This window comes from Paraburkholderia sp. HC6.4b (assembly GCF_014200875.1).
GTDB classification, from domain to species: Bacteria; Pseudomonadota; Gammaproteobacteria; order Burkholderiales; family Burkholderiaceae; genus Paraburkholderia; species Paraburkholderia tuberum.
In genome coordinates this window covers 45,159-71,191 of the sequence record NZ_JACHDC010000011.1, presented here as the reverse complement: position 1 = coordinate 71,191, position 26,033 = coordinate 45,159, and the positions used below count along the sequence as shown (strand labels likewise).

27 protein-coding genes and 1 pseudogene are annotated in these 26,033 nt (G+C 63.2%); 15 read left to right on the top strand and 13 right to left on the bottom strand.

Annotated elements, in window-relative coordinates:
* The first annotated feature begins 339 nt into the window (after positions 1-339).
* Both HDG34_RS17995 and HDG34_RS17990 read left to right on the top strand, forming a co-directional pair.
* Positions 340-1,065 (top strand): cytochrome c oxidase assembly protein, encoded by a 726-nt coding sequence (locus tag HDG34_RS17995; RefSeq protein WP_260321208.1) that lies wholly within the window; start codon positions 340-342, stop codon positions 1,063-1,065.
* Complete coding sequence (locus HDG34_RS17990) at positions 1,062-1,574, top strand: CopD family protein (RefSeq protein WP_184040088.1); 513 nt, start codon at positions 1,062-1,064, stop codon at positions 1,572-1,574. Before HDG34_RS17995 ends, HDG34_RS17990 begins: the two co-directional genes overlap by 4 nt.
* Here HDG34_RS17990 and HDG34_RS17985 read toward each other — a convergent pair.
* On the bottom strand, positions 1,538-2,050 hold the full coding sequence (locus tag HDG34_RS17985; protein ID WP_184061538.1) for a DUF2231 domain-containing protein: 513 nt from the start codon (positions 2,048-2,050) through the stop codon (positions 1,538-1,540). The two genes, HDG34_RS17990 and HDG34_RS17985, sit on opposite strands and share 37 nt — an antisense overlap.
* A 51-nt stretch (positions 2,051-2,101) precedes the next feature.
* Between HDG34_RS17985 and coxB the strand changes: the two genes are divergently transcribed.
* From coxB to HDG34_RS17945, 8 genes are all read left to right on the top strand, one after another.
* On the top strand, positions 2,102-2,788 hold the full coding sequence (gene coxB, locus HDG34_RS17980) for a cytochrome c oxidase subunit II (protein ID WP_090807672.1): 687 nt from the start codon (positions 2,102-2,104) through the stop codon (positions 2,786-2,788).
* Positions 2,785-5,322 carry a cytochrome c oxidase subunit I gene (gene ctaD, locus HDG34_RS17975; protein WP_184061537.1) on the top strand — a complete coding sequence of 846 codons (2,538 nt, stop codon included), beginning with the start codon at positions 2,785-2,787 and terminating at the stop codon, positions 5,320-5,322. Before coxB ends, ctaD begins: the two co-directional genes overlap by 4 nt.
* Positions 5,319-5,654, top strand: coding sequence for a hypothetical protein (locus tag HDG34_RS17970; protein WP_184055744.1), 336 nt, complete (start codon positions 5,319-5,321; stop codon positions 5,652-5,654). The genes ctaD and HDG34_RS17970 overlap by 4 nt, the downstream gene beginning before the upstream one ends.
* Before the next feature lie 51 nt (positions 5,655-5,705).
* On the top strand, positions 5,706-7,031 hold the full coding sequence (locus HDG34_RS17965) for a ferric reductase-like transmembrane domain-containing protein (RefSeq protein ID WP_184061536.1): 1,326 nt from the start codon (positions 5,706-5,708) through the stop codon (positions 7,029-7,031).
* Between the two features lie 176 nt (positions 7,032-7,207).
* Complete coding sequence (locus tag HDG34_RS17960) at positions 7,208-7,978, top strand: tetratricopeptide repeat protein (protein WP_184061535.1); 771 nt, start codon at positions 7,208-7,210, stop codon at positions 7,976-7,978.
* Between the two features lie 20 nt (positions 7,979-7,998).
* Complete coding sequence (locus HDG34_RS17955) at positions 7,999-8,697, top strand: hypothetical protein (protein WP_184061534.1); 699 nt, start codon at positions 7,999-8,001, stop codon at positions 8,695-8,697.
* Between the two features lie 86 nt (positions 8,698-8,783).
* Positions 8,784-8,939 carry a hypothetical protein gene (locus tag HDG34_RS17950; protein ID WP_184061682.1) on the top strand — a complete coding sequence of 52 codons (156 nt, stop codon included), beginning with the start codon at positions 8,784-8,786 and terminating at the stop codon, positions 8,937-8,939.
* A gap of 267 nt (positions 8,940-9,206) precedes the next feature.
* Positions 9,207-9,596: a hypothetical protein gene (locus HDG34_RS17945; protein WP_184061533.1), complete on the top strand. Its 390-nt coding sequence runs from the start codon at positions 9,207-9,209 to the stop codon at positions 9,594-9,596.
* A gap of 62 nt (positions 9,597-9,658) precedes the next feature.
* Here the strand turns inward: HDG34_RS17945 and HDG34_RS17940 are convergent, their stop codons facing one another.
* The 6 genes from HDG34_RS17940 to ehuA form a co-directional block, all read right to left on the bottom strand.
* Positions 9,659-11,008, bottom strand: a complete 1,350-nt coding sequence (locus tag HDG34_RS17940) for an MFS transporter (protein WP_184061532.1) — start codon at positions 11,006-11,008, stop codon at positions 9,659-9,661.
* A gap of 209 nt (positions 11,009-11,217) precedes the next feature.
* Positions 11,218-11,991 carry an ectoine utilization protein EutA gene (eutA, locus tag HDG34_RS17935; protein WP_184061531.1) on the bottom strand — a complete coding sequence of 258 codons (774 nt, stop codon included), beginning with the start codon at positions 11,989-11,991 and terminating at the stop codon, positions 11,218-11,220.
* A 3-nt stretch (positions 11,992-11,994) separates the two neighbouring features.
* Positions 11,995-12,654, bottom strand: coding sequence for an ectoine/hydroxyectoine ABC transporter permease subunit EhuD (gene ehuD / locus HDG34_RS17930; protein WP_184061530.1), 660 nt, complete (start codon positions 12,652-12,654; stop codon positions 11,995-11,997).
* Positions 12,655-12,658: 4 nt separating this feature from the next.
* Positions 12,659-13,318 carry an ectoine/hydroxyectoine ABC transporter permease subunit EhuC gene (gene ehuC / locus HDG34_RS17925; RefSeq protein WP_018423791.1) on the bottom strand — a complete coding sequence of 220 codons (660 nt, stop codon included), beginning with the start codon at positions 13,316-13,318 and terminating at the stop codon, positions 12,659-12,661.
* 74 nt (positions 13,319-13,392) lie between these two features.
* Entirely contained in the window at positions 13,393-14,235 is an 843-nt protein-coding gene (ehuB, locus tag HDG34_RS17920) for an ectoine/hydroxyectoine ABC transporter substrate-binding protein EhuB (protein ID WP_184061529.1), read from the bottom strand.
* 83 nt (positions 14,236-14,318) lie between these two features.
* The gene (ehuA, locus tag HDG34_RS17915) at positions 14,319-15,224 is read right to left on the bottom strand and encodes an ectoine/hydroxyectoine ABC transporter ATP-binding protein EhuA (protein WP_311541786.1); all 906 of its coding nucleotides are present in this window, start codon (positions 15,222-15,224) and stop codon (positions 14,319-14,321) included.
* Between the two features lie 288 nt (positions 15,225-15,512).
* Here ehuA and doeA point away from each other — a divergent pair, with 288 nt between their 5' ends.
* The 5 genes and pseudogenes from doeA (at position 15,513) to HDG34_RS39210 (ending at position 19,060) form a co-directional block, all read left to right on the top strand.
* Complete coding sequence (doeA, locus tag HDG34_RS17910) at positions 15,513-16,733, top strand: ectoine hydrolase DoeA (RefSeq protein ID WP_184061528.1); 1,221 nt, start codon at positions 15,513-15,515, stop codon at positions 16,731-16,733.
* Positions 16,734-16,798: 65 nt separating this feature from the next.
* A complete protein-coding gene (locus tag HDG34_RS17905) occupies positions 16,799-17,890 on the top strand; it encodes an alcohol dehydrogenase family protein (protein ID WP_184061527.1) in 1,092 nt (363 codons plus the stop codon).
* A gap of 183 nt (positions 17,891-18,073) precedes the next feature.
* Complete coding sequence (locus tag HDG34_RS17900; RefSeq protein WP_184061526.1) at positions 18,074-18,595, top strand: hypothetical protein; 522 nt, start codon at positions 18,074-18,076, stop codon at positions 18,593-18,595.
* Positions 18,595-18,840: a hypothetical protein gene (locus tag HDG34_RS17895; protein ID WP_184040027.1), complete on the top strand. Its 246-nt coding sequence runs from the start codon at positions 18,595-18,597 to the stop codon at positions 18,838-18,840. The genes HDG34_RS17900 and HDG34_RS17895 overlap by 1 nt, the downstream gene beginning before the upstream one ends.
* Positions 18,841-19,060: pseudogene (locus HDG34_RS39210) on the top strand (hypothetical protein). It abuts the gene before it with no gap.
* Positions 19,061-19,120: 60 nt separating this feature from the next.
* Here HDG34_RS39210 and HDG34_RS17890 read toward each other — a convergent pair.
* From HDG34_RS17890 to eutB, 6 genes are all read right to left on the bottom strand, one after another.
* Positions 19,121-20,518 (bottom strand): aspartate aminotransferase family protein, encoded by a 1,398-nt coding sequence (locus HDG34_RS17890; RefSeq protein ID WP_184061525.1) that lies wholly within the window; start codon positions 20,516-20,518, stop codon positions 19,121-19,123.
* 44 nt (positions 20,519-20,562) lie between these two features.
* Entirely contained in the window at positions 20,563-22,086 is a 1,524-nt protein-coding gene (locus HDG34_RS17885) for an NAD-dependent succinate-semialdehyde dehydrogenase (protein ID WP_184061524.1), read from the bottom strand.
* 166 nt (positions 22,087-22,252) lie between these two features.
* On the bottom strand, positions 22,253-22,744 hold the full coding sequence (locus HDG34_RS17880; protein WP_184061523.1) for an Lrp/AsnC family transcriptional regulator: 492 nt from the start codon (positions 22,742-22,744) through the stop codon (positions 22,253-22,255).
* Entirely contained in the window at positions 22,744-23,790 is a 1,047-nt protein-coding gene (gene doeB / locus HDG34_RS17875) for a N(2)-acetyl-L-2,4-diaminobutanoate deacetylase DoeB (RefSeq protein ID WP_184061522.1), read from the bottom strand. Before doeB ends, HDG34_RS17880 begins: the two co-directional genes overlap by 1 nt.
* Before the next feature lie 53 nt (positions 23,791-23,843).
* Positions 23,844-24,848, bottom strand: a complete 1,005-nt coding sequence (locus HDG34_RS17870; protein ID WP_184061521.1) for a cyclodeaminase — start codon at positions 24,846-24,848, stop codon at positions 23,844-23,846.
* Positions 24,845-25,891, bottom strand: coding sequence for a hydroxyectoine utilization dehydratase EutB (gene eutB, locus HDG34_RS17865; protein WP_184061520.1), 1,047 nt, complete (start codon positions 25,889-25,891; stop codon positions 24,845-24,847). Before eutB ends, HDG34_RS17870 begins: the two co-directional genes overlap by 4 nt.
* Positions 25,892-26,033 lie beyond the last annotated feature (142 nt).

Genomic DNA, 26,033 nt, shown 5'->3' with positions numbered 1-26,033 from the left:
GGATGGGATCATGAAACATGGCGGGTCTCCGTCACATGATTTCATCATAGTACGCCGGGCAGGTCAGCCTGAAGTATTGCGCCGCACCATTGCAATCTTACCGCCGCCATTACACCGGCTTTTATCCAGCCGGCAAAAGCCTCGAGTGAAAAATTGAAAACATTCTGTCACGCAAAAACTAACAGGATTCAGATAGCCGTCCCTAAACAGTTTATTTGCGCTAGAGTACGTGAGCGATCAGTTGGATCGTGAGCCGTCCCGACAATTCGAAGGCGTTATCTGTCACGCGTTTGCTTGCGTGTACTGAAGAAGCACCTGGACTCGTTGAAGACATCGCCCATGCCATATTTTCCTGTCGCCTACTGTGGTCCCGCGGCTGTCCCCGAAAGCTTGTGGCTGCGCTGGAATACGGATCCGCCATTGCTCGTCGCGCTCGCGGCGCTCGCATGGTTCGTGGCCAGCAACCGCTCGGCGAATGCACGCGCGGGATGGGGCGCCGTCGCATTGATGGCCCTCGTGTTCGTGTCGCCGCTCTGCGCGTTGTCCTCGGCATTGTTCTCCGCGCGCGTCACCCATCACATCATTCTGATCGCTGCCGTCGCCCCCCTGCTCGCCCTCGCGTTTCCGCTGCCGCGCCTCGCGCATCCGCCGCTCGTGCCGGTGGTCGCCGCTCATGCGGTGATCATCTGGCTGTGGCATGCGCCTGGGCCTTATGCGTGGGGACTCGCGACGGTACCCGGCTACTGGCTGATGCAGATTACTTTGCTTGGCAGTGCATGGCTCATGTGGCGCAGCATCTTCTCGCCGTCGCTGCCGACCGGCCCCGCGCTGATGGCGCTCGTCGCGACGATCGGCCATATGGGATTGCTCGGCGCGTTGATCGTGTTCGCGCCGGTGCCGCTCTACGTCGCGCACTTCGCGACCACCGCCGCGTGGGGGCTCACCCCGCTCGCCGACCAGCAGCTCGCCGGACTGTTGATGTGGGTACTGGCGATGATCCCTTATCTCGCGGCAGGACTTTCGCTCGTCTGGTCAAGCCTGCGCGTCAGAGAGCCCGCGCTGTGACGACCCTGCTGAAGTTCATTCATCTGGCCGCGATCGCCGTCTGGTCGGGCGGTTTGATCGTGCTGCCGTATCTGTTCTGGCAGCGCCGCGGGCTCGCGGCGGGCACCGAACTCGACCGGCTGCACCGCATCACGCGTCTCGTGTTCGTGGAGTTGACCTCGCCCGCCGCTTTCGTCGCGATTGCGAGCGGCACCGCGCTGATTTTTCTGCAGGCCACCTTCGTCGAATGGTTCACCGCGAAGATGGTGTTCGTCGGCATCATGGCGATGCTGCATGTGCTGGCCGGCCTCGTGCTACACGATCTGTATCTGCCCGACGGCAGGTTCAGCCGTGCCTCGGCGATCGCGCTGACCATCGCTTATCTGATCGTGATCGTCGCGATCATCTGGATCGTGCTGGCCAAGCCTCACATCGACTCGAACCTGCTGGCCCCGCATCTGTTCGAGCCCGGTGGACTTGGCCGCTGGCTGCATCACTCCTTCGGCGAAACGAGAATTCCGACGCCATGATCGAACACGAGCTTGCCCCCATGCCAGCCGGCGAAGCCCGTCATCACCGAGCTGAGCACCGACAGCACGAGCCCATGCGGCAGGATCTCATCGGGGTAATGAAGGCGCACGCCCCAGTTCGCACCCGCGAGCGCGACGAGCGTCATCGCGGCGACCGCATGCGACCAGCTCGCTTCCTTCAGGCGGATACCGCGCACCAGCAGCAGCTCGGCGGTACCGACCACGCTCGCAGCCACGCCGCTCCAGAACGCGAAGCCGGCGGCCCACAAGCCGGCGCGAATCCAGAACGGGTCGCCCGTCCACCAGTAGATTACGTCGACGCCCAACGTCGCGACGACGAACGCGATCGGGAAATGCACCATCATCACGTGAATCGGATGACCGACGAGCGCCACCACCGACCCCTTGTCGAGCCGCAACAGCTCGAGCATCACTTCGCTTCGCGTCTCGTTTCCAGCATTGCCTTTGTTTGCCATGGTGGTGTGCCCTCGCATCGGATGCCTGGTGATGCAAAGCATCATAGCTGCTTGCGCCTGGCCGTCCAAGCCGGATCGCTCGCCGCGTTGTCCGGCTGCACCGGGCCGCTCTCGACGCTCGAGCCATCGGGTCCGGCCGCCGCATCGATCGCCGGGCTGTGGTGGGTGATGCTGGCGGGCGCCGCGATCCTGTTCGCGATGGTGCTCGTACTGTTTTTGATGACGGTCTTCCGGCCCGGCTGGGGCTCGCACGTGTCGCCCGCGCGCTGGATCGTGCTCGGCGGTCTCGTGCTGCCGGCAGTGATCCTGATCCCGTTGATCTGCTACGCGCTGTACGCGGGCGAATTGCTGCTGCCGCTGCGCGCGCATGCGCCCGCGCGCATCGAGGCGATCGCGCAGCAATGGCGCTGGACCTTCCGCTATCCGGAACTCGGCAACGTCGAAACCGAGAACGTGCTGCACCTGCCCGCGGGCACGCCGGTCGACATCGTCGTGACCAGCATGGACGTCGTGCACGCATTCTGGATTCCGCGCTTCGCGGGCAAGATCGACGCGGTCCCTGGCCACCACAACCTGCTGCGTATCCAGGCCGATCAGCCCGGCCAGTACGCCGGACAATGCAACCAGTTTTGCGGCATCGGTCACGCGGGGATGCACTTCACCGTGATCGTCGATCGTCCGGAAGATTTTCCGGCTGCTGTCAAAAACGCCGCCGCCAACGGGGAGGTGAAGAAATGAGTGTGCCCGTCGAGCCGCCATCACAGAGCATCAACGCGCTGCGGCTGCATCGCCAGCTTGCGGCGATCTGGGCCACCGGACCAGGCGTGCAGAGACTTACCTCGGTCAACCATACCGTCCTCGGCTTGCGCATCATGATCACGTCGTTTGTGTTCTTCGCGATCGCCGGGATTCTCGGCATGCTCACGCGCGTGCAGCTCGCGACGCCGCATGCGGCCTTCATGGATGTGGAGACCTATAACCAGGTCTTCACGATGCATGGATCGATGATGCTGTTCCTGTTCGCGATCCCGATGGTGGAAAGCTTCGCGGTCTACCTGGTGCCGAAGTTTCTCGGCGCGCGCGACCTCGCGTTTCCACGGCTGACCGCTTACGGCTACTGGTGCTATCTGTTCGGCGGCACGATCCTGACCGTGTCGCTGATCCTGCACTCCGCGCCGGACGGCGGCTGGTTCATGTACACGCCGCTCAGCTCGAACGTCTACACGCCGGGTCTCAATGCCGATATCTGGCTGCTTGGCATCACGTTCGTGGAGATTTCAGCGCTTTCGCTCGCGGTGGAACTCACCGTCTCGATCCTCAAGATGCGCGCGCCGGGCATGTCGATCGATCGCATGCCGATCTTCGCGTGGTACATCCTCGTCACCGCGATGATGATGATCGTCGCGTTTCCGCCGCTGATTCTCGGCTCGATCCTGCTCGAGGTGGAGCGCGCGTTCAACCTGCCGTTCTTCGATCCGACGCGCGGCGGCGATCCGCTGCTGTGGCAGCATCTGTTCTGGCTGTTCGGCCACCCGGACGTGTACATCATCTTCCTGCCGATGGCCGGCGTGCTGTCGACGATGATCCCCGTGTTCGCGCGCCGCAAGCTCGTCGGCTATCGCACGATCGTCGTCGCGATCATCGCGCTCGCGTTCCTGAGCTTCGGCATCTGGGTGCATCACATGTTTACGGTGGGCATTCCACATCTGGCGCTCGCTTTCTTCTCGGCGGGCTCGGCGATCGTCGCGGTGCCCACCGCGATCCAGTTCTTCGCGTGGCTCGCCACGCTGTCGCACGGCCGCCCGCGCTGGGACGTGCCGATGCTGTACATCTTCGGCTTCTTCTTCGTGTTCACGTGCGGCGGCCTGACCGGCGTGATGCTCGCGATCGTGCCGTTCGACTGGCAGGCGCACGACACCTACTTCGTCGTCGCGCACCTGCACTACGTGGTGGCCGGCGCGCTCGCGTTTCCGATGCTCGCGGCGTTCTATTACTGGTTGCCGCTGCTGACCGGGCGCACCGCCGTGCATAACCTTTCGGTGCCGGCGTTCTGGCTCGTGTTCATCGGCTTCAACATGACGTTCTTCATGATGCACCTGACCGGCCTGCTAGGCATGCCGCGGCGCGTCTTCACCTATAGCGGCGACGAAGGCTGGAACTGGCTCAATCTGCTGTCGTCGGTGGGCAGCTTCGTGATGACGATCGGCTTCGCGCTCGTCGTGATCGACATCATCGCGCAGCTGCGTTTCGGCCAGCGCGTGCGACGCAATCCGTGGGATTCGACCACGCTCGAATGGGCGATGCCGATTCCGCCCGCGCCGTACGCATTCGCGTCGATCCCGCACATGGACGCCGAAACCGAAAAGGTGCCCCCTGGCCAGCTAGCGACCTCTCTGGCGCGCGGCGAGGGTTACCTCGGTTTCACGCGCAACGGCTGGCAGGAGACGCTAGGCGTGCATATGACATCGGGCGAGCCCGAACAGCTGATCGTGCTGCCGAACTCAACCTATCTGCCGCTCGTCACCGCGCTCGTGACCGCCGCGGCGGTGCTCGCGATGCTGTTCAAGTTCTATCTGCTGTCGGTCGCATTCGCATTCGTGACGTTTGGCCTCTTCATCTACGCGGGCCAGAGCGCGGGGCACGCGCGCGATTACGGCGCGCTGCCGGTCGGCCGAGGCGTCAGCGTGCCGCCGCATACCGAGGTCGTCGGTTCGCCGTCGTGGCTTTCGATGATCTGCGCGCTGATCGCGAACAGCACGCTGTTCACCTCGCTGATCTTCGGCACGTTCTACCTGTGGATTGCCGCGCCGAACTGGCCGGCAGCCGTGACGCCGCACCCGAACCGCGGGCTCGCGCTCGTCGCGGCCGTCGCGCTCGCGGTCGCCGCAGCCGCCACGCGTGGCTCGTTGCGCGCGGCCGCCGCCGAGCGCAAACCGCACGGCACGATCGGGCTGAGCGCGATCGCGCTGATCGTCGCGCTCATCGCCTGCGTGATGCTGATCAACGGCGTGACACCGAATCCGCGCGAGCATGCGCTCGGCGCGACGGCCGCGGCGCTGCTCACGTACATCGCAGTTCACGCGGGCGTCGGGTTGTTGTTCCTCATCAGCAACGTGCTGCGCGTCGGCGCGGGCTTCGTTTCCGCGCGACGCCTGACCGATCTGCGCCTCACCCGCCTGTGGGTCGATTACACGCTGGCGACGGGCATCATCGCGCTTGGACTCGTGCTCGCGCTGCCGAGCCTCGTCGCCGTGCTGGGAGCCAGACCATGAATGCGCGTCCGCTTTCGCCGCGGCGGTTGTGGTGGCTCGCCGTCGGCTTCGCGATCTGGTGTCTCGCGTTCGTGATCCTGTATGCGCTGCACGCGATCGGCTGCGCGTTCGCGTGGCCCACCGGCCCGCTGCGCGCGAGTCTCGCGATCATTCTGCTGCTGCATCTGATCGCGATCGGCTGGCTATGGCGCTATCGCGCCGCGACCCGCGACCCCGGTCCCGAACGCATCAGCTCGTTCATGCATACCGTCGTCGTCTGGACCCTGATCGCGGCGCTGGTCGCGACCGTGATCACGTTCGGGCCCGCGCTGCTGCTCACCACCTGCGTCTAAACGCGGACTGAGCGCGAGCGGGACCGCCGCACCCGGCATGGAGAAGCACCGATGCAGTCTCGAGATCTCGTGCACAAGGCCGTCTGGTCGGTCATCTATCTACTGTTCATTCTCGCGCCGCTGTTTGCGCTGCTGACCGGCACGCTCCCGCCCGCGCGCAACTTCGGCACCGAATTCTCGGTGGCGCTCGGCTATTCCGGACTCGCGATGATGGGCCTGCAATTCGGCCTCACCGCGCGCTTTCGTCACGTGACCGAGCCGTGGGGCGAGGACGTTATCTATCATTTCCATCGACGCGTGTCGCTGCTCGCGGTCAGCCTGGTCGTCGCGCACCCGCTGATCCTGTTCGCGATCCGCTCGGACAAGGTCGCGATGCCCGGCTCGCTGCTCGAGGTACCGTGGGGCGCGTGGTTCGCGTTCCTGTCGATCGGCTCGGTGATCGTGCTGGTGATCACCGCGCTATGGCGCAAGCAATTGAAGATTCGTTACGAGCTGTGGCATTTGTCGCATATCGGGCTCGCGTTAGTCGCGATCTTCGGCGGCGTGCTGCATATGATCGGCTGGGGCTTCTATCTGACCGATCCGTTCAAGCGCACGCTGTGGATCTGCATGACAGCATTCTGGGTAGCGCTGCTGCTGTACGTGCGTCTGTTCAAACCGCTCTTCATGATCAGGCGTCCGTACCGGATCGCGGAAGTGCGCGCCGAACGCGGCGACACGACGACGCTCGTGATGCAGCCCGACGGCCACGCTGGCTTTCGCTTCAAGCCCGGCCAGTTCGGCTGGCTCAACGTGTGGGGCAGCCCGTTCAGGATCACCGGACATCCTTTTTCGTTCTCGTCGAGCGCCGAGGCCGCGAACGGCCGCGTCGAAATGACGATCCGCAATCTCGGCGATTTCACGAGCCAGGTGAAGACGATCGAAACAGGTCGGCGTGTGTATCTGGACGGACCGTATGGCGCGTTCACGATCGGGCATCCGACCGACATGCACGTGCTGATCGCGGGCGGTATCGGCATCACGCCGATGATGAGCATGATCCGCTCGCTCGCCGATCGCGGCGACCAACGTCCGCTCGTGCTACTGTACAGCGGCAAGACTTGGGACTCGCTGACTTTCCGCGAGGAGCTCGATGCGCTGAAAGCGCGGCTCGATCTGCGCATCGTCTATGTGCTGTCGGACCCGCCCGAAGGCTGGAGCGGGGAAGTCGGGCGCATCGACGCCGCGATGTTCCGGCGACATCTCCCGCCCGAGTTCGCCGATCACGAGTATTTCATCTGCGGCCCGGACGCCATGATGGATGCGATCGAAACGGCGCTCGGCGAAATGAAAGTGCCGCGCATCCGCTACCATTCCGAACGCTACAGTTTCGTCTAGGAGACTTGCGATGCGCCGACTGTTGGCCAACCGTCTCGTCATTGCCACCGGCGTGATCGTCGTGGCGTTGTCGCTTCTATTCGCGTATCTGCGGGTCGGTTCGCTGCATTAGGGCCCGGTTACGCCAATGACGGGCTCGCGGCGCGCTTTTCCTCATGCTCGAAGGTTGAATCGATATGCCCTACTTTTTTGGAATTGGTCTTCACGTTTTCATCGCGATCTTCTTCGCCGTCCACGCGATGCGCAATAACCAGGGCATCTACTGGCTATTCATTCTGTTTGCTTTTCCGCTGCTCGGCAGTGTCGTGTACTTCTTCGCGATCTATCTGCCGGATCTGCGCCACTCGCGCGGCGCGCGGGTGGCCACGCAGGCGATCACGCAATTCGTCGATCCGAATCGCGCGCTGCGTGAAGCGCGCGCCGATTTCGACCGCGCGCCGACCGTGCAGCATCGGATGCGGCTCGGCGAGGCCTTGCTCGCGGCCGGCAATCCGCGCGAAGCGCTCGAACATTTCCAGACCGCGGCGAACGGCCCATTTGCAAACGATCCTGCGCTGCTGCTCGGTCTCGCGCGCTCGCAGTTCGCGCTCGGCGACTACACGGCCGCGGATGCGACGTTGGCGGATCTGTTCTCGGTCAATCCGCGGGCACGCAACCAGGGCGAGCCGGCGCTGCTGAACGCGCGCACGCTGGCCGCGCGGAATGCGCCGGGCGCACGCGCGGCATTCGAACAGGCGCTGACCTGCGCGACCGACGTCGCGCCGCGCTGCCTGTTCGCCGACTGGCTCGCCGCGCAACCGGAAGATGCGGACCGCCGCCGCGCCGGCGCGCTCTATGCGGAAATCGTGCAGGACGCCAAACATTGGCCGCGCCACGCGCGCGAGCATAATCGCGAGTGGCTGCAGCGGGCGCAGGCCGCGTTGGCGGCCGGCGCGGCTCGAGCGTGAGCAAGCCGAGGAGAACTTCGATGCGACGCACGATCCGGTCTTTTGCTTCGGCGCTGTGCGCCGCGCTTGCGGCGATTGCATTCGGTGCCGCCGGGGCTTCGACTTCCGCGCAGGCAACTGGCATGGAGAAACCGTTCGAATGGCCCGCGTCGTTCGTCGTGCTCGGCGATGGCTATCCGCACTCGGGCGATGCATGCCGGCGGCTCGGCGAGTCGGCCGCGACCGTGAACTATCTCGACCATATGGCGATGCTGGTCGGCTGTCCGGGCTCGCGCGACAGCGCCGCCGTGCGCGCGATCGTCGGGCATCAGCGGCGCGCGCGCGTGGTCGGCGAAGCGGAAGGCGTGACGCTGATTTCGATTTCGACTGAAAGCGCTCAGGCCGGCTCGCAGAACGGCCGCGGGCCCGTGAAGGAATCGCCTATCAGCGCGAGCGGCACGTTGCCGTGCGAGCGCGGCAACGGACAGACCAAAACGATGTGCAAGTTCGGCGTCGTGCATCACGGCGATCGATCGACTACGGTCGTGGTCTACTGGCCCGACGGCGCCACGCGGGCGATTTTCTTCGGCGTCAACGGCCGGGTAGTCGGCACGGCCGCGTCCGCGAGCGATCGGCCGATGCCCGGCGACACGCTGACGCGCAAGCATGCCGGCATCAATCTGATTTCAGTTGGCAATGAGCGCTACGAAGTCGAGGACACGGTTCTGTCCGGCGGTTGAATTGCGTTGAAGCACATCGGCGCAAGCCATCCGCGGTCGAACGCCTGATTCGACGCGCGCCGCGTTCATTTCTATCCCCAGTAACGATGACGCTGACGGCACCTGCGGGATCGAACAACGCGCAGGGATTCATCGATCCGCCGACGTCGAGCAGCGCAGGCGTGCGCTCGCAGCAGGCCGCGTATCTGAGCGCGACGCACTACTGCCCGAGCCTCGCGATCCTGAGCGGCGCGAAGTCGTAAGCACGGTCAGCGCGACGCAGTTATCGATGATTCGTTAACGCGTCGCGCAATCGAAGGCACACTCGCTCACTATGCAAGCCCTCACATACCGCCCGACTGCAAAGCATCATCATGCGCATGCCCGCGTGGGACTGCCTGTGGGGACTCGCATACGCATACGCCGCTAGACATCATTCGCAGCGACATGCGCCAGAAAGCCCCGCCGGCAACGACGGGGCTTTTTGTTTTCCACGACCTTTTCCGCTCATCGAACGAAGGATTGCCGCCATGACACAGGAAGCACAGACGCCTGCCGTATCGAAGATCTTTGCGACGCCCATCGATCTATACCGCGTCCTTGCACGCGTATGGGCCGGCGATACGTCGAGCCCCACGCACGCGTGGTCGTCGACGAATCCCGCGCAGAATCATTGCAGCGTTACGTCTCTGATCATGCAGGACTATTTCGGTGGCGAGATTCTGACGACGCGTACGTCGGGGGGCACGCACTTCTACAACCTGATCGACGGCAGCAGATGGGATCTGACGGTCAGCCAGTTTGCCGAACCGATTCCATTCGACGATACGCGTTCGAGTCGTGAGGCGGCGTTCGCTGATACGTCGCGGGAGAAATACGAACTGCTGAAGTCGAGGCTCGCGCAAAGCCAGCTGAAATAAACGCTCAATCAAACACGCGTGGCCGAACTGCATCGATACGCGGTTGGCCACGCCATGTCACCTCAAACAATCACTTCCTGCTTCCCCGGAATGCCTTGCCCGCGCAACGAACACCCGCGCGTTTCAGGCACGTAGATCAACGCAATCGCCCCCACCACGCACGCGGCCATCATGTAATAAGCGGGCACCAGCGCATTGCCCGTATGCGCGACCAGCCATTCGTTCGCCATCGGCGCCGTGCCGCCGAAAATCGACGTCGACACGTTATACGCAATCGCCATCCCCGCGTAACGGACCTGGGTCGGAAACATCGCGGGGAACATCGCCGAGATGCTGGCCAGTTGCGGCACGTACAACAGCCCGAGCACCGCAAAGCCGATGAACGCGCCCGCCACGCCGAGCTTCATCAGCAGGAACATTGGAATCGCCGCGACGAACAGGCCAATCAGCGAAAACCACCAGACGTTCTTGCGTCCCACGCGATCCGAGAACGTGCCCGCGAACGGCAGAAACACCATCATCGCGAGCATGCCGATCAGCGGCACGAGCAGGGACATGTTGTCGCTCATGCCGAGCTGCTTCTGCATGAACGTCGGCATATAGGCGAGCAGCACGTAGTTGACGACATTCAAAGCAACCACGAGTCCGCCGAGCTGAATCAGCGGTTTCCAATAATCGCGCAGCAATGCCTTCAGCGTGACGCAGCTATGCTGCTCCTTGTGCATCGTTTGTTCGAGCTCGCGAAAGACCGGCGTGTCTTCGAGCCTGGAGCGCAGATAGAAACCGATCAGGCCGAGCGGCGCCGCAATCAGAAACGGCAGACGCCATCCCCACGCATGCATTGCCGTGTTGCCGAGCACGACGGAGCAACCGAGCATCAGAAACGCGCCGAGCGAGAAACCCGACAGCGTCGCGAATTCGAGGAAGCTGCCACAAAAGCCGCGCTTATTGTCCGGCGCGTATTCGGCCATGAAAGTCGCCGCGCCGCCATATTCGCCGCCCGTCGAAAAGCCCTGGATCATCCGCAGAACGACGAGGATAACCGGTGCCCACCAGCCGATGCTCGCGTAAGTCGGCACGAGTCCGACCAGCAGCGTTGCGACCGACATCAGGATGATCGTCAACGCGAGTACGTGCTTGCGGCCGAGGCGATCGCCGAGCGGCCCCCAGAACAGGCCGCCAAGCGGACGCACGAGAAACGAAATGGCGAACGTCGCGAGCGCGAACAACGTGGCCTGTGCGGTGCTGCCGGGAAACAACGCGGCCGAAATATAGCTCAGGCCGTAGGCGTAAATACCGTAGTCGAACCACTCGGTCGCGTTTCCGAGTGCCGACGCCGCGATTGCGCGTCGCAGCAAGCTGCGCGCCTGCGGTTGCGCGCTCTGCGCGGTCCATGAATGTACGTAGTGCATGTCTTCTCCTGGGATGTTTCTATGCGACACAGGCAACGTCGCCCGAATCCACGATACCGGCGACCCGCGCTTGCAACGATGTTCTAGGACGATGCAGGCATCGGGGTTTTCCATAAAGGCTGCAACGGATGCGGTAATCCGTACGCGTGCGTCGGCGACGCGTCGCGCGCGTTCGGGAAAAACAACATGATTGGCGTCGCGCAGTACTCTCAGCGCATCAGCAACGGCAGCGTCATCAAATGACCCTGCTGTGGCCTCGCCTCGTTCTCGCCGCAAAGGCGCAAGCACATCCACGCGGTCGCGAGGTTGCTGCTCACTACCGGCTTGCCGATGGCGGCTTCGATTCGCGCGATGATCGGCGCAGCTCTCACCGCGGTGCACGAAATAAACAGCGCATCGGAGTCGGGCGCTGTCGCGTCGCGCGCGAAGGCGACGATATCGTCGTGCGAAATCCGTGCCATCTCCCGGTCGTCGGTCAGACCCAGGCATGAGAAGCGGTCGATCGCAAAGCCTTGCGCGGCAAAGTACTCGAACATCGGCCGACTGGTTTCGGCGGTGTACGGCGTCAGCACGCTGATACGCCGCGCGTCCAGCGTGCTCAGCGCAGTGACCGCGGCAGCGGTCGGGGTGAGGACTTTGGCCGATGGCTTCGCCGCATGAATGGCGCGCTCGATCTGCGCATCGCCGATCATCACGGATGCCGACGTGCACGAATACATCACGACGTCGAGCGTTTCGTCAGGCAGGATCAGCGCCGCGCCCGCGCTCAGCGATGGCTGCATCGCGCGCAGATTGTCGGGCGTCACCGGGTTCGCATACGGCACGCGATTCACATAGATGCCGATACGCTCGTTTGCGACGAGTGCCGCGAAGTCCGGCTCGGTCGTGTGATCGGTTGCGAGGATCAGGAGGCCGATACGTTTGTCGAAAGCGCGTTCGATCAGATGCGGCGCGCGTTCGAACTGTCGAATAGTTATTTGCATCGTTCAATGCCCCGGAGCCGGAAAACGCTTTTCAAGGAGTCGCACACCGGCCACCGCGATCAGGCTGATGATCAGGAACAGCACGCCGACAAGCGTCATCGGCTCCAGATAGCGGTAATCCGTATTCGCGATGATCTTTGCCTGATTCATCAATTCGAGGACCGTGATCGCCGACAGTAACGGCGTCTCCTTGAACATGGAGATCAGATAATTGGCGAGCGCGGGCACCATCGGCGGCACCGCTTCGGGCAGGATCACGTGCTGCCACGTTTGCGCGGGACTCAGGTTGCAGGCCTTTGCTGCTTCCCATTGCCCGCGTGGAATGTTTTCGATGCCGGCGCGATAAACCTCAGCCGCATACGTCGCGTAGTGCACGCCGATTGCGAGCACACCGGCCGCGAGCGCCGGCATCCGTATGCCGATGTCGGGCAGCACGTAGAACACGAAGTACAACTGCACGAGCAGCGGCGTGCCGCGAATGAAACTCGCGATCGCCGACGTGGCGCGCGACACCGCGCGATTCGGCGCCAGCCGCAAAATGGCAATCGCCATGCCGACCACGGCCGCCACCACCGCGCCGAGCAAAGTAGCGAGCACGGTGATCTCCAACCCTTGCAGCAGGGTCGGCAGAATCTCGCGCACGAAGCTCCAGTCCCATTCCATTCGTCTATCTCCTGATGCGGTCGAGACCGAAACTCATCCGGCTTTCCAGCTTGCGCATGCCGAACGAGATCAGACAGGCCATGGCGAAGTACAGCGCGAGAATCGTCGCGAACGGGATCAACGTATTGCCGGTTTGCGAGCGCACCACCTGCGCCTGGAACGTCATGTCGCCGAGCGAGATCAGCGACACGACGGCCGTGCCCTTCAGCAGCTCGATCGCGTTGTTGCCGAACGTGGGCAGCATCAGCGGCAAGGCCTGTGGCAAGATCACGTGCCGCATGCGCTGATAGCGGGAAAGATTCAGCGCAATGCAGGCGCTGCGCTGCTCGTGGCCGATCGCGGCGACCGCGCCGCGCACCACTTCAGCGCCATACGCGCCGACGTTCAAACCGAGCGCGAGCACGCCGGCCTGCAGCGGCGTCAGCGTGAGGCCGGCCATCGGCAACACGAAATACGCCCAGAACAGCTGCACGAATATCGAGGTGCCGCGAAAAAACTCGATATACGACGTGGCCAATGCCCGCACCACGAAGAAACGCGACAGGCGCCCGAGTCCAGCGACGAATGCCATCACGAGCGCGAGGACCGCGCCCATCAGCGTCAGTTCGACGGTTGTCTGCGCTCCCTGCAGAATCAGCTGCAAATAGCCGGACCAGTGGTTCATCGACGCACCTCGCGCACAATGTGTCATGGGCCATGCGCGCTATCGCGTTGCGCGCATGGCGTCTTATCGCGGACTCAGTTCTTCGCCGCGCACAGTTTCTCGCGGCTCGTCGACATTGCGGCCTTCGCCGAGAAGCCATAGGGCTCGACGATCTTCGCGAACTCGCCGGACTCCTTCATCTTCTTCAGCTCGACGTCGAATGCATCGCGCAGCGCGGTGTCCTGCTTGCGGAACGCGACGCCGTCGCACTGCACCGGCGTGTTCTGCACCGGCGCGATCGATTCGAGGTTCGGGTCTTTCGCCTTTGAGAGCAGATCGGTGATCGACAGCAGCGGCAACGCGAACACGTCGATGCGGCCGTCCTGCAGCATCTTCAGACCGCTTTGCCCATCCGGCACGATGATCACGCGATCGGTCGGAATATTCGCGGCGGTCGCGAGCTTCTGTTCGGTCGTGCCGCCTTCCACACCGAGCACCGCCTTCGGATCTTTCGCGATTTCCTCGTAGGTCTTGATGCTCTTCGTGTTGCCTTTCTTGACCGCGAACGCTTCGACCGCGCATAACACCGGCTGCGAATAAGCGACGGCCGCGCAACGCTGCGGCGTCATGAACAGCCCCGCCGCTATCGCGTCATGCCGCCCGGCCGCGAGGCCCGGAATCATCGCGCCATACTCGGAGACCGACGCGACGACGTCGTTGACGCCGAGCTTCTTGAACACCGCACGCGCGACGTCCGGCGCCGCGCCCGTCACCTTGCCGTCGGCGCCGACTGCGGTGAAAGGCGGTTCGTTCGCGATCGCGATCCGCGCGAAGCCTTGCTGGCGCAGCTGCGTGAGCTTGTCGTCGGCGGCATGTGCGAGGCTCGCGAGCGTCAGCAGCGACAACCCTCCCGCAATCAGAATCCCCTTTAGCTTCATGATTTTTGGCTCCTAAGGCGTAGTGGTATGACGTAGTAGTGGGTGACGTGCAGCGTGGGAAAAGCAATCTCTTACGGCTCTGCTCAGATTCGATGTCCCGCGGCGAGGATCTTGCGCAGGAACGTCTGAGTCCGCTCGTGCGTCGGATGCGTGAAGATGTCCTCGGGCTTGCCTTCCTCGACGATCCTGCCGCGGTCGAAGAACAGCACGCGGTCGGCGAAGTCGTGCGCGAAGCCCATTTCGTGCGTGACGAGCAGCATCGTCATGTCGGTCTCACGCGCGAGCCGCTGCATCACGTTCAGGACTTCCTCGACGAGCTCAGGGTCGAGCGCGGACGTCACCTCGTCGAACAGCATGATCCGCGGTGCGAGCGCGAGCGCCCGCGCGATCGCCACGCGCTGTTTCTGCCCGCCCGACAGTTGCGCGGGACGGCTCTTCGCCTTATCGGCCATGCCGACCATGTCGAGCAGTTCGAGCGCGCGCCTCTGCGCCGACTCACGGCTCTCGCCCTTCGTCAGCATCGGCGCGAGCGTCACGTTGTCGAGCACGCTCTTGTGCGGAAACAGATTGAAGTGCTGAAACACCATGCCGATCTTCTCGCGCATCTTTTGCAGATGCCGTTCGTTCGCGGGCACCATCTGGCCGCCGCGCGGCATATGGAACAACTGTTCGCCGTCCACTTCGATATGGCCGCCGTCGATCGTTTCCAGCGTCATCAGGATGCGCAGGATCGTCGTCTTGCCCGATCCCGACGGACCGATCAGCGCGAGCTTCTCGCCGGGCATCACGTCGAGCGACAGTTCGTCGAGCACGGTCAGCGCGCCATATCGTTTCGTGATCCGGTCGAGCCGGATCAATGGCTTGCTCGCCGGGCTTTCGTCTCGGCGCGCCGGTGTGCTTGCGGAGGCGACCGCGCGCTCCTCGGAGGAAAGACTTGCCGGGGCGATGCCTGAAGCGCTCAACAGATCGGTAACTCGCGCGGTGTTCATATCGATTCGGTCCCGTTCGTCGTACGTGTGGTGCGAACCAGAATACGCAGCCATATTTGCGATCCAGATTGCTCTAGAACAATTCTTTTTACGCGCGGACAAGGGCGGCGCAGCGTGCACTGCAACAAACATCCAGCGTCCGTCGACAACGTCACGAACATTGAACTAGCACATTCAGCGGCGTTTTTTCGCGGCATTAGACTGCGGCGAGAGATACCCGTGGACGCCCCGTTCACTTGCACCGGGCGCCACTTTCCGCAACGACGTCACGCTCAGAGAGAGGGGAAGATGTCAGATACGACGCAACACGAATCGCGAATCGCGGCGCCCGTCGTGCGCCTGCCGTTCGAACGCGACGAATACGCCGCGCGTCTCGCGAAAACGCGCAAGGCCATGCAGGCGGCCGGCATCGAACTATTGATCGTGTCGGACCCGACCAATATGGCCTGGCTCACCGGCTATGACGGCTGGTCGTTTTACGTGCATCAGTGCGTGCTGCTCGCGCTGGATGGCGAGCCGGTCTGGTTCGGCCGCGGTCAGGACGCGAACGGTGCCAAGCGCACCGTCTTCATGCAGCACGATCAGATCGTCGGCTATCCGGATCATTACGTGCAATCCACCGCGCGTCATCCGATGGACTACCTCGCGCGCGACGTGATCGCCGCACGCGGCTGGGCCAACGCGAAGATCGGCGTCGAAATGGACAACTACTATTTCAGCGCCGCCGCTTATCGCTCGCTCGTCGCGCATTTGCCGGACTCGAAATGGCAGGACGCAACCGGCCTCGTCAACTGGCAACGCGCGGTCAAATCCGCGCGCGAGATCGAGTACATGCGCGTGGCCGCGCGCATCGTCGAGAAGATGCACGCGCACATCGTCGAGCGAATCGAGCCGGGCATGCGCAAGAACGACCTCGTCGCGGAGATCTACTCGGCAGGCATTACCGGCATCGACGGTTATGGCGGCGACTATCCGGCGATCGTGCCGCTGCTGCCGACCGGCGCCGACGCGGCCGCCCCGCATTTGACCTGGGACGACACGCCGTTCGCGAAGGACGCCGGCACGTTCTTCGAAATTGCCGGCTGCTTCAAGCGTTATCACTGCCCGCAGTCGCGCACCGTGTACCTCGGCAAGCCGCCGAAGCATTTCATCGAGGGCGAGCGTGCGGTGGTCGAAGGGATTGAGGCAGGGCTCGCCGCGGCGAAACCGGGCAATACCTGCGAGGACATCGCCAATGCGTTTTTCGCGGTGCTGCATAAATACGGCATCGAGAAGAACAGCCGCTGCGGCTATCCGATCGGCGCGAGCTATCCGCCGGACTGGGGCGAGCGCACGATGAGCCTGCGCCCTGGGGACAAGACCGTCCTCGAACCCGGCATGACGTTTCACTTCATGCCGGGCCTGTGGCTCGACGACTGGGGCCTCGAAATCACCGAGAGCATTCTGATTACGCGGACCGGCGTCGAGACCTTTTGCAGGACGCCACGTAAGCTGTTCGTCAAACCGTGATTGCGCGGGCGTCGTGCCCGCGTGAACTCGCGAAGCACGACGCCCGTTTCAACGAAAGGGGAAACATGCTTCCGAAAACGATGAAGGCCGTCGTGCTGACCGCGCACGGTGGCCTCGACAAACTGGTCTATCGCGACGACGTGCCGGTGCCCTCGTGCGCGGCTGGCGAGGTACTGATCGACGTCACCGCATGCGGTCTCAACAATACCGACGTGTGGGTCCGCCAGGGCGCCTACGGCACCGAGGACGATCCGCAAGCGGTGTCGACGTGGCGACGCGGCCGCTCGACGCTGACGTTTCCGCGCATTCAGGGCGCGGATATCGTCGGACGCGTGGTCGCGGTGGGTCGCGGCGTCAGCGACGCGCGTATCGGCGAGCGCGTGATCGTCGACGCGTCGATCTACAACCGCGACGACGACAGCCTCGCCGATATCGACTACATCGGCCACGGCCGCGACGGCGGCTACGCCGAATACACGGCCGTGCCCGCGGAAAACGCGCATCGGGTCGACTGCACCTATTCCGACGCCGAACTCGCTACGTTCTGGTGCGCTTATCACACCGGCGAGCAAATGATCGAACGCGCGGCCGTCAAGCACGGCGAAACGGTGCTGATTACCGGCGCGTCCGGCGGCGTCGGCTCGGCCATCATCCAGCTATGCCGCGCGCGCGGCGCGATTCCGTATGCGGTGGTCAGCAAGGGTAAGGAAGAGGCCGTGCTAGCGCTCGGCGCGCAAGGGGTGATGCTGCGCGATAGTAGCGATTTCGTCGCGGACGTCGAACGGATGACCGAGGGGCGGGCCGTCGATGTAGTCGCCGATCTTGTCGGCGGGGCGCTGTTCGGCAAGCTGTTGAACGTGTTGCGGCCTGAGGGACGATATACGACCGCGGGCGCGATCGCGGGGCCGGTCGTGCAGCTCGATCTGCGCACGATGTATCTGAAGCAGTTGCAGTTGAATGGATCGTCGCAGGGCACGCGTGGCGCGTTCAAACGCGTGCTCGACTATATTCAGAACGGGACGATCCGGCCGGTTCTGGCGGCGACTTATCCGTTGTCGAAGTTTCATGATGCGCAGACGCGGTTCATGGAGAAGCGCTTTGTGGGAAATATCGTTGTGATTCCGGATCGGCATTATGGCGGCGAAGCCGCGCATTAAGTCTCGGTAACTCTCGTTGCAATAGGAATATGCGAGCCCGCTCATCAAGGCGGGCTTTTTTCGCGCGTGTCAATTATTGTCAATGTTTGTCAAAACGACTCCATCTCAAATTAAAGCAGTTGACCGTGACTCCTTCGGATGATTAATTCGTCGGGTGTTTTCTGGAAAATCAGAAGAGGTCAAATGGAGCGACAGAAACAGGAAGGAACCGGTGGCAAGGAAGAGTGCTTGCTTTGCCGTATCCTCTATTCGGTATACTCAAACTTTCCGCCAATGCCATCCGCAATGGCGCTGAACGTCGAAACCGGCGAATGGTTTCCGCAGGATCGGCTTCGCTCGTATTCGACCGGTTACGCAATGGGCAAAGCCCTGGGTTACGCATGGGCGTGCGATTGTCGCGGGCGCGCGCAACAAGCGGACGACGTTAGCATGGCACGCTCGCAATATGGCAGCAGCCCGCCCATACCGCAGAATCTGGGCAATGCCCAGCCGTTCGAGTATTCTGACACTTCGACAGGCGGAGATGTGACGATCCTTGGTGCACGCGGTGTGAGCGAACGGCAAGAGATCGAGTGCGAGATGGAATATGAGCGCAATATGATCGCGTGCAAGATGCTGTCAAAAACATACGGCGGCGATTTGAGAACTCGCTTTGCGTGCGAGCAACGTGCTTTTGAAACATACAACCAGTGCAGAGGCTATTGATGGTCCGAGACCTTGCTGTCGTCTTTATCTACGACGACGACACGAATACGCTCAAAATGAGCAACGTGTCGCGTCGTGCTATTCAATCAACCCTGGATCGGGCGATGTTCCTCGATATTCCTGAAGCACCGGAAACTCCGTTGGATGACGAATCGGCCCGCAAGCTTGGAGCGCTGGCACTTCGATGTCTAGGCGAAGCGCATCCGGATCTGGCCGCGCGACTGAATCTTTCAGCGCCAAAGTAGCTGTTCTTGCGATCTCAGGTCGCGCTATTTTTCGGCCTTTTCGTTCTGTCGATCCATTATGTCCACCCATACCCCTATCCGTGGACGGAAAGCGAGGCGCTCGCATGGTGGCGTGCTTCGGATTCTATATTTCGTAGTGTGGATGACTATTGAATTGATCGTGGCAGCGCTTGCCTATGTAGCCATCATGAAGCTATGGCGGCACTACCGCACGAAGTAAATGAAAGCCCCGACCATGAACCGAATCGCAGCAGCCGGGGCTCTCGTTCACCTCACTTGATCAAAGCGAAGCAGCCGGCGTAAACACCTGCGACGCCACCTCATCCACCGCCTCGCGCGTCAGCTTCACGATCTCGTCCACGTCGCCGCGCGACGTCACCAGCGGCGGCGCAAAGCCGAGAATGTCGCCGTGCGGCATCGCCCGCGCGATCAGTCCGCGCTGCATCGCGGCAGCCGACACACGCGGCCCGACCTTCAGCGCCGCATCGAACGGCGTGCGGACATCCTTGTCGGCCATGAACTCCAGCGCGGCCAGCATGCCCACGCCGCGCACTTCGCCGACGAGCGGATGCGAGTCGAACGCCGCATGCAATTGCTCCAGCAGATAAGCGCCGGTTTGCGCCGCATTCTGCATCAGGTTCTCGCGTTCGAGAATCTCGAGGTTGGCGAGCGCCGCCGCCGCGCAGATCGGATGGCCCGAATAGGTCCAGCCATGCCCCAACGCACCCGATTCCTGCGATGCCTTATCGATCACGTCCCATACGCCTTCGCTGACGATCACGCCGGACAGCGGCGCGTAAGCACTCGTCAAACCCTTCGCGACAGTGATCAGATCGGGTTGAATGCCGTAGTGCTGCGCACCCATCTTCGAGCCGAGCCGGCCGAAACCGCACACCACTTCGTCGCAGATCAACAGGATGTCGTGCTTCTTCAGCACCTGCTGGATCGCGGGCCAGTAACCGGCCGGCGGCGGTACGATGCCGCCCGTGCCCATCACCGGTTCGCCGATGAAGGCCGCGATCGTATCGGCGCCTTCGCGCGCGATCAGTTTTTCGAGTTCGTCGACGCAGTACGCGACGAACTGCGTTTCATTCATACCGGCCGGCGCGCGACGATACCAGTGCGGACACACGGTATGCTTGACGCGCTCGATCGGCAGATCGAAGAACTGGTGGAAGCTCGGCAATCCCGTGAGACTGCCGGTGACGATGCCCGAGCCGTGATAGCCGCGCTCGCGCGAAATGATCTTCTTCTTGTTCGGGCGGCCCTTCACATTGTTGTAGTACCAGACGAGCTTGATCTGCGTTTCGTTCGCGTCCGAACCGGACATGCCGTAGTACACCTTCTTCATGCCCTGCGGCGACCAGTCGATGATGCGCGACGACAGCTCGATGATCGTATCGGTCGAGTGGCCGACATACGTGTGGTAATACGCGAGTTTCTTCGCCTGCTCGTAAATCGCTTCGGCCACTTCGGTGCGGCCGTAGCCGATGTTCACGCAATAAAGGCCGGCAAATGCATCGATAAAAGTCTTGCCTTGATGGTCCTCGATGCGGATACCTTTCGCGCCGGTCACGATCCGGCCCGGCAGCGCGCCGCTCGCGTGATCGTGCGCGTGCGTCGACGGATGCATGAAATGCGCGCGATCGGCGCTCAGTAGTTGATCGAATTGAGTCATGGGTCGCTCCTTCGTGTGATGTCTGGATGAATGAATCGGTAGGTTCAGGCCATTGCGTCCGTCGCCATCGCATGTGCAGCGGCACGAGCGGGGGCGCTGTCGCTGACCGGCAAGCCAAGCTGGCCAAGGCAGAAATAACGTGTCTCGACGAACGGCTCGAAGCCTTCGACGCCGCCTTCGCGTCCAAGCCCCGACGACTTGATGCCGCCGAACGGAATCGGTGCGCCGGTGAATTTCGCGCCGTTGATGGACACCATCGCGAAGTCGAGTCGGCGGATCAGTTGAAACACGGTGTTCAGATCTTTCGCGCACACGTAGGCGGCAAGTCCATACTCGGTGTCGTTCGCGCGTTCGACCACTTCGTCGAGCGAATCGAACGGCGTGACCGCCGAGATCGGCGCGAAATTTTCTTCGTCGTAAATGCGCATGCCGGGCGCCGCATCGGCGACCACGGTCGGCTCGAAGAACCAGCCGCCGCGCTCGTGCGCCGCGCCGCCTACCGTGACGCGCGCACCCTTCTCACGCGCGTCGGCGACGCGCTGCACGGTCGTGTCGAACGCGGCCTGGTGCATCAGCGGGCCGACGTCCACGTTCGGGTCGAATGCGCCGCCCACTTTCAACGCCTTCACGGCATCGCTATATCGCGCGACGAACGCTTCATACAACGAACGCGCGACGAAGATCCGGTTCGCCGCGCAGCAGTCCTGGCCCGAGGTCTGGAACTTCGCCGCGACCGCGACGCGCACGGCGTGTTCGAGGTCCGCATCTTCGGTCACGATGAAAGGCGCGTTGCCGCCCAGTTCGAGCGCGGTCTTCTTGATGCCTGCCCGTGCGGCCGTTTGCATCACTAGCGCGCCGACACGCGTCGAGCCGGTGAAGCTGACCGAGCGCACGCGGCTATCTGAAACCAGCGTTTCCATCGCCATTTGCGGCTCGCCGAGCACGACGTTGAACACGCCGGCCGGAAAGCCCGCTTCTTCGGCGAGTTGCGCGAGCGCGAGCGCGGAGAACGGCGTCTCGTGTGCGGGCTTCGCAACCACCGTGCAACCGGCGGCGAGCGCGGCGGCGGCCTTGCGGGTGAGCATCGCGCACGGGAAATTCCACGGCGTGATCAGCGCGGCCACGCCGACCGGCTCGATGATCGTGCCCAGATGAGCGCCATCGATATGCGTCGGAATCGTGCGCCCATTCAGGCGCCGCACCTCATGCGCGAACCATTCGACGAAGCTCGCGCCATACGCAATTTCGCCGCGCGCTTCAGCAAGCGGCTTGCCCTGTTCGAGCGACAGAATCGCGGCGAGATCCTGCTGATGACGCAGAATCAGCTCATGCCAGCGCAACAGCAGCGCCGAACGTTTGGCGACCGGCACCCAGCGCCACGTGTCGAACGCGCGCTGCGCGGCATCGACCGCCGCGGTGATCTGCGCCGCGTCGAGCATCGGCACATGGCCGAGCACTTCCTGATTCGCGGGATTCTGCACCGCGACGCTCGCGGCGCTCGCGCTATGAACCCAGCGTCCATCCACGTAGCACAGCGATTTGAATAAGACCGGATGACCCAGCAACATGACGACCTCCTCTGTGCGATGTCTGCTATCACTGTAGGTCCGGCGGCACTGCGGTTTTTTTTGTTGTCGCTTCTCGAAGACTACGTTTTTTCTGCAATTCGCCGCATGGTTATCGTTTTTTCGGGTGGGGCTTTTCGTCGTACGTCGACCGCAAGTAGCGCGCCACTCAGCCGTTCTCGCCAATCGATTGTTCCGCCCATTCGGGCAAGCCTTCGGCCCCGCTTTTCACCACCTTCGTGACGATATAGGTGAAGTACTTTTCGATGCCCAATTCGTCGGTCAGCAACGTATCGATGAAGCGCTGATAGTGGTCGATATCGCGCGACAGCACCTGCATCACATAGTCGACACCGCCACCCGTCGCGAGGCATTGCACGACTTCGGGCGCGGCCGCGATGCGCTCCTCGAAGCGCCGCATGTCCGGCGCGGTATGACGCGCGAGCGTGACCTCGACCACCACGCGGCTGCCTTTGAACGCGCGCACCCAATCGATATCCGCGCGATACGCGCGAATCACGCCCTCTTCTTCGAGGCGCTTCACGCGCTCCCATGCCGGCGAAATCGACAGATTGATTTCTTCGGCGAGGCGCGACTTCGTGATGCGTCCATCGCGCGCGAGAATGCGCAAAATCGCGAGATCGTAGCGGTCGAATTTCATCACGCGTTCAGACGCGTTACCGGTATGCCTCGTTCGAGCACGTCGGCGACCACCGCAACCGTGTCGCCAATCCGCACGAGCCCCGGAAAATGCCGCGCGGCCAGCATGCCGCCGCGTCGCGCGCGATATTCGATCGGCGCGGCGCCGGTGCGCTTCGCGTCGTAGATCCGCGCGATCACCTCGCCGCCGTCGACCATGTCGCCGAGGTCCTTGCACAGTTCGAGCAGGCCGTCGTGCTCGCTCGTCGTGTAGCAGGTGCCGTCGGGCATATCGAGCAGCGTCGTCGTGCGCGGCGCGCTCGCGCTCGAGTGACCCATTGCTTCGTCTTGCCTGATGATTCCCGCATGCTGCAGAAAGCCGCGCACACCACGCTCCGTAATCGCCACGCTCTGCACGGTCGCCGTGCCACCACCCCCGAGTTCGGTCGACACGAACACCTTGCCCGCTTCCTCGACGGCCGTGTCGTAAAGGCCGACGCTATCGAGTTCGAGCATCCGCATCGAGTACGGCGCGCCGAATGCGCGCATTGCTGCCTCGCAGCGCGCCTGCTGCGTCGTGTCGGGCAGCACGTGAATCGCGGCGAACGGCACGAAGTCGAGCGTGCGGCCACCCGCGTGCAGATCGAGCACATAGTCGGCGAGCGGCAGCAGATAGCGCTGAAAATAATCGGCGATCTTCTCGGTCACGGTGCCGTCCGGCTTGCCCGGAAAGCTGCGATTCAGATTGCCGTGATCGATCGGCGACGTGCGCGTGCCCGCGCGAAACGCCGGAAAATTCATGAACGGCACGATGATCACGCGCCCGCGTACGTCACTCGCCTTCAACGTGGCGGCGAGCTTCGACAGCGCAATCGGCCCTTCGTATTCGTCACCGTGATTGCCGCCCGTTAGCAGCGCGGTCGGTCCCTCGCCGTTGCGGATCACGGTGATGGGGATCATCTCCGCGCCCCATGCGGAGACGTCGTGCGAATGAGGCAGCTTCAGGAAACCATGCTGTTCGCCGTCGGCGTTGAAATCGACCGTCGGTTGAATCGGGGATGCCCGCATCTGTACTACTCCTTCGTGAGCCACTTGCGCGGCGTATTGCCGTTCATCGCGCGTCATTTAGGCGGCGCGTCGTTGCCAAATGTGGTTCCCGCCTTTGCGGCACGCGCGCGCTGCAATGCGAGCGCGGCGATAGCGGTGTCCTGCGCGCCGGTTCCGGTCAGATCGCAGATCGTCACGTCGGCGTCGCTCGTGCGGCCCGCGGCCTGTTTCGCGATCACCTGGCCCAATTCGACGATCGCCGCATCGTCACGCATCGTGCCCGCGGCGAGCGCGTGATGCAGTTCGCCGAGCACGCGCGTTTGCTGCGCGCGGTCGCATACGTAGCGCGCCGCCGCCAGCGCGGCCGGCGCGATTTCGTTCTTGTGCTCGGCGTCCGAGCCCATCGCAGTGATGTGCAGGCCCGGATGCAGATCGGCGGCGTCGATCAGCGGCGTGCGGCTCGGCGTGGTGGTAATCGCGACGTCCGCTTCGGCGAGCGCGTCATGAACGCTGGCCGCGACATCGCATCGCACGCCGAGCGTGTCGTTCACTTCCGCGGAGAAACGCAGCGCGCTCGCCGCGTCGCGCGCCCAGACGCGTATGTGTTCGACGCGGCGCACCAGCATCAAGGCCCGCAGTTGCAGACGCGCCTGCTCGCCCGCGCCGATCACCGCGACCTGCGGCGTGTGCGCTTTCGCGAGCCAGCGCGCCGCGACCGCGCCGGCGGCCGCCGTGCGTATGGCGGTCAGATAGCCGTTGTCGAGCAGCACCGCTTCGGTCAGCCCGGTCTTCGCCGACAACACCAGCATCAGACCATTCAGGCTCGGCAGACCGAGCGACGGGTTGTCGAAGAAACCTGGACTGACCTTGATCGCGAAGCTGTCGAGGCGCGGCAGCCACGCGGTCTTCACGTCGACTTCGCCGTTATGCGCGGGCAGATCGAGCCGCAGGATCGGCGGCATCGCGACCGCCTCGGTCGCGAGCGCGACAAAGGCGGCTTCGATCTGATCGATGGCCGCGATATCGAGCGGCACGAGTTTGCGAAGCTCGGCTTCGCCAAGGAGCGTGATCGAGGTCATGATGGGGTGTGTGAGTTCGGTGACGGCGCGGCTTGGGAGGTTTCGTTGCCGATGATCCGCCGATGCAGATTCATATCGATGTTCGCGCCCGTCACGACGAGCACGAGCGGCCCGCGCGCGATGCGTTCAGTGGGCAGCGCGTGATCGAGCACCGCGGCAATCCCCACCGCCGCCGCGCCTTCGACGACGAGCCGTTCCTGCCGATACGCATGCGCGATGCCGCGCGCAATCGACGCCTCGTCGAGCAGCACGGTCTCGTCGATCAGATCGCGCGTCAGCGCATACGTATAGCGGTTTTCGAGTCCGATGCCACCGCCGAGCGAATCGGCGAGCGTGTCGACTTCCTCGACCAGCACCGGCCGACCGGCGGCGAGACTCGCATGCATCGCGGCGCCGCGCGCCATCGTGACGCCTGTCAAGCCAATCGTGGGATTGGTGCTTTTCGCCGCCAGCGCGATGCCGGCAAACAGCCCGCCGCCCGACAACGGCACCACGATGTTCGCGACATCGGGCAAGGCCTCGACGATTTCGAGCCCGATCGTGCCCTGTCCGGCGATCACGCGCGGATCGTCGAATGGCGGCACGTACGCATAGCCTTCTTCGCGCGCGAGCCGCAATGCTTCGTGCTCGGCCTCGTCCTGACTTTGGCCGGTAATGCGCACGTGCGCGCCGAGCGCCCGTACCGCGTCGACCTTGTTGGCGGGCACGAGGCGCGACAGACACACGGTCGCGTCCATACCGAGCGCGCGCGCCGCATGCGCGAGCGCGCGGCCATGATTACCGGTCGATGCGGTCACCACGCGAGTGCAGCCCTGCTCGGCCAACTGCGCGAGCGCATTGGTCGCGCCGCGCAGCTTGAAGCTGCCGGTCGGCTGCACGGTTTCGAGTTTCAGATAAACCGGCGTGCCCGCGTGCGCCGACAGCCTCGGCGATTCGACGAGCGGCGTACGGCACACGCGACCGTCGATACGGCTGCGCGCGCGGTAAATGTCGGCTAACGAAAGATTGGCTGACAATGGAACGGTTGACGATGGAACGGACATGCACCAGGCCCTGCATCAAAGAGGTCGATTCGCTATTCGATGCGGGCACGGCTATCGCAGATAAACGCAGTGACTCGCGACCGCATCGCTTTCCATGCAGCCCAGTCTAGTGTTCTAAAAAAGGATTTTTATTGTCCTAGTT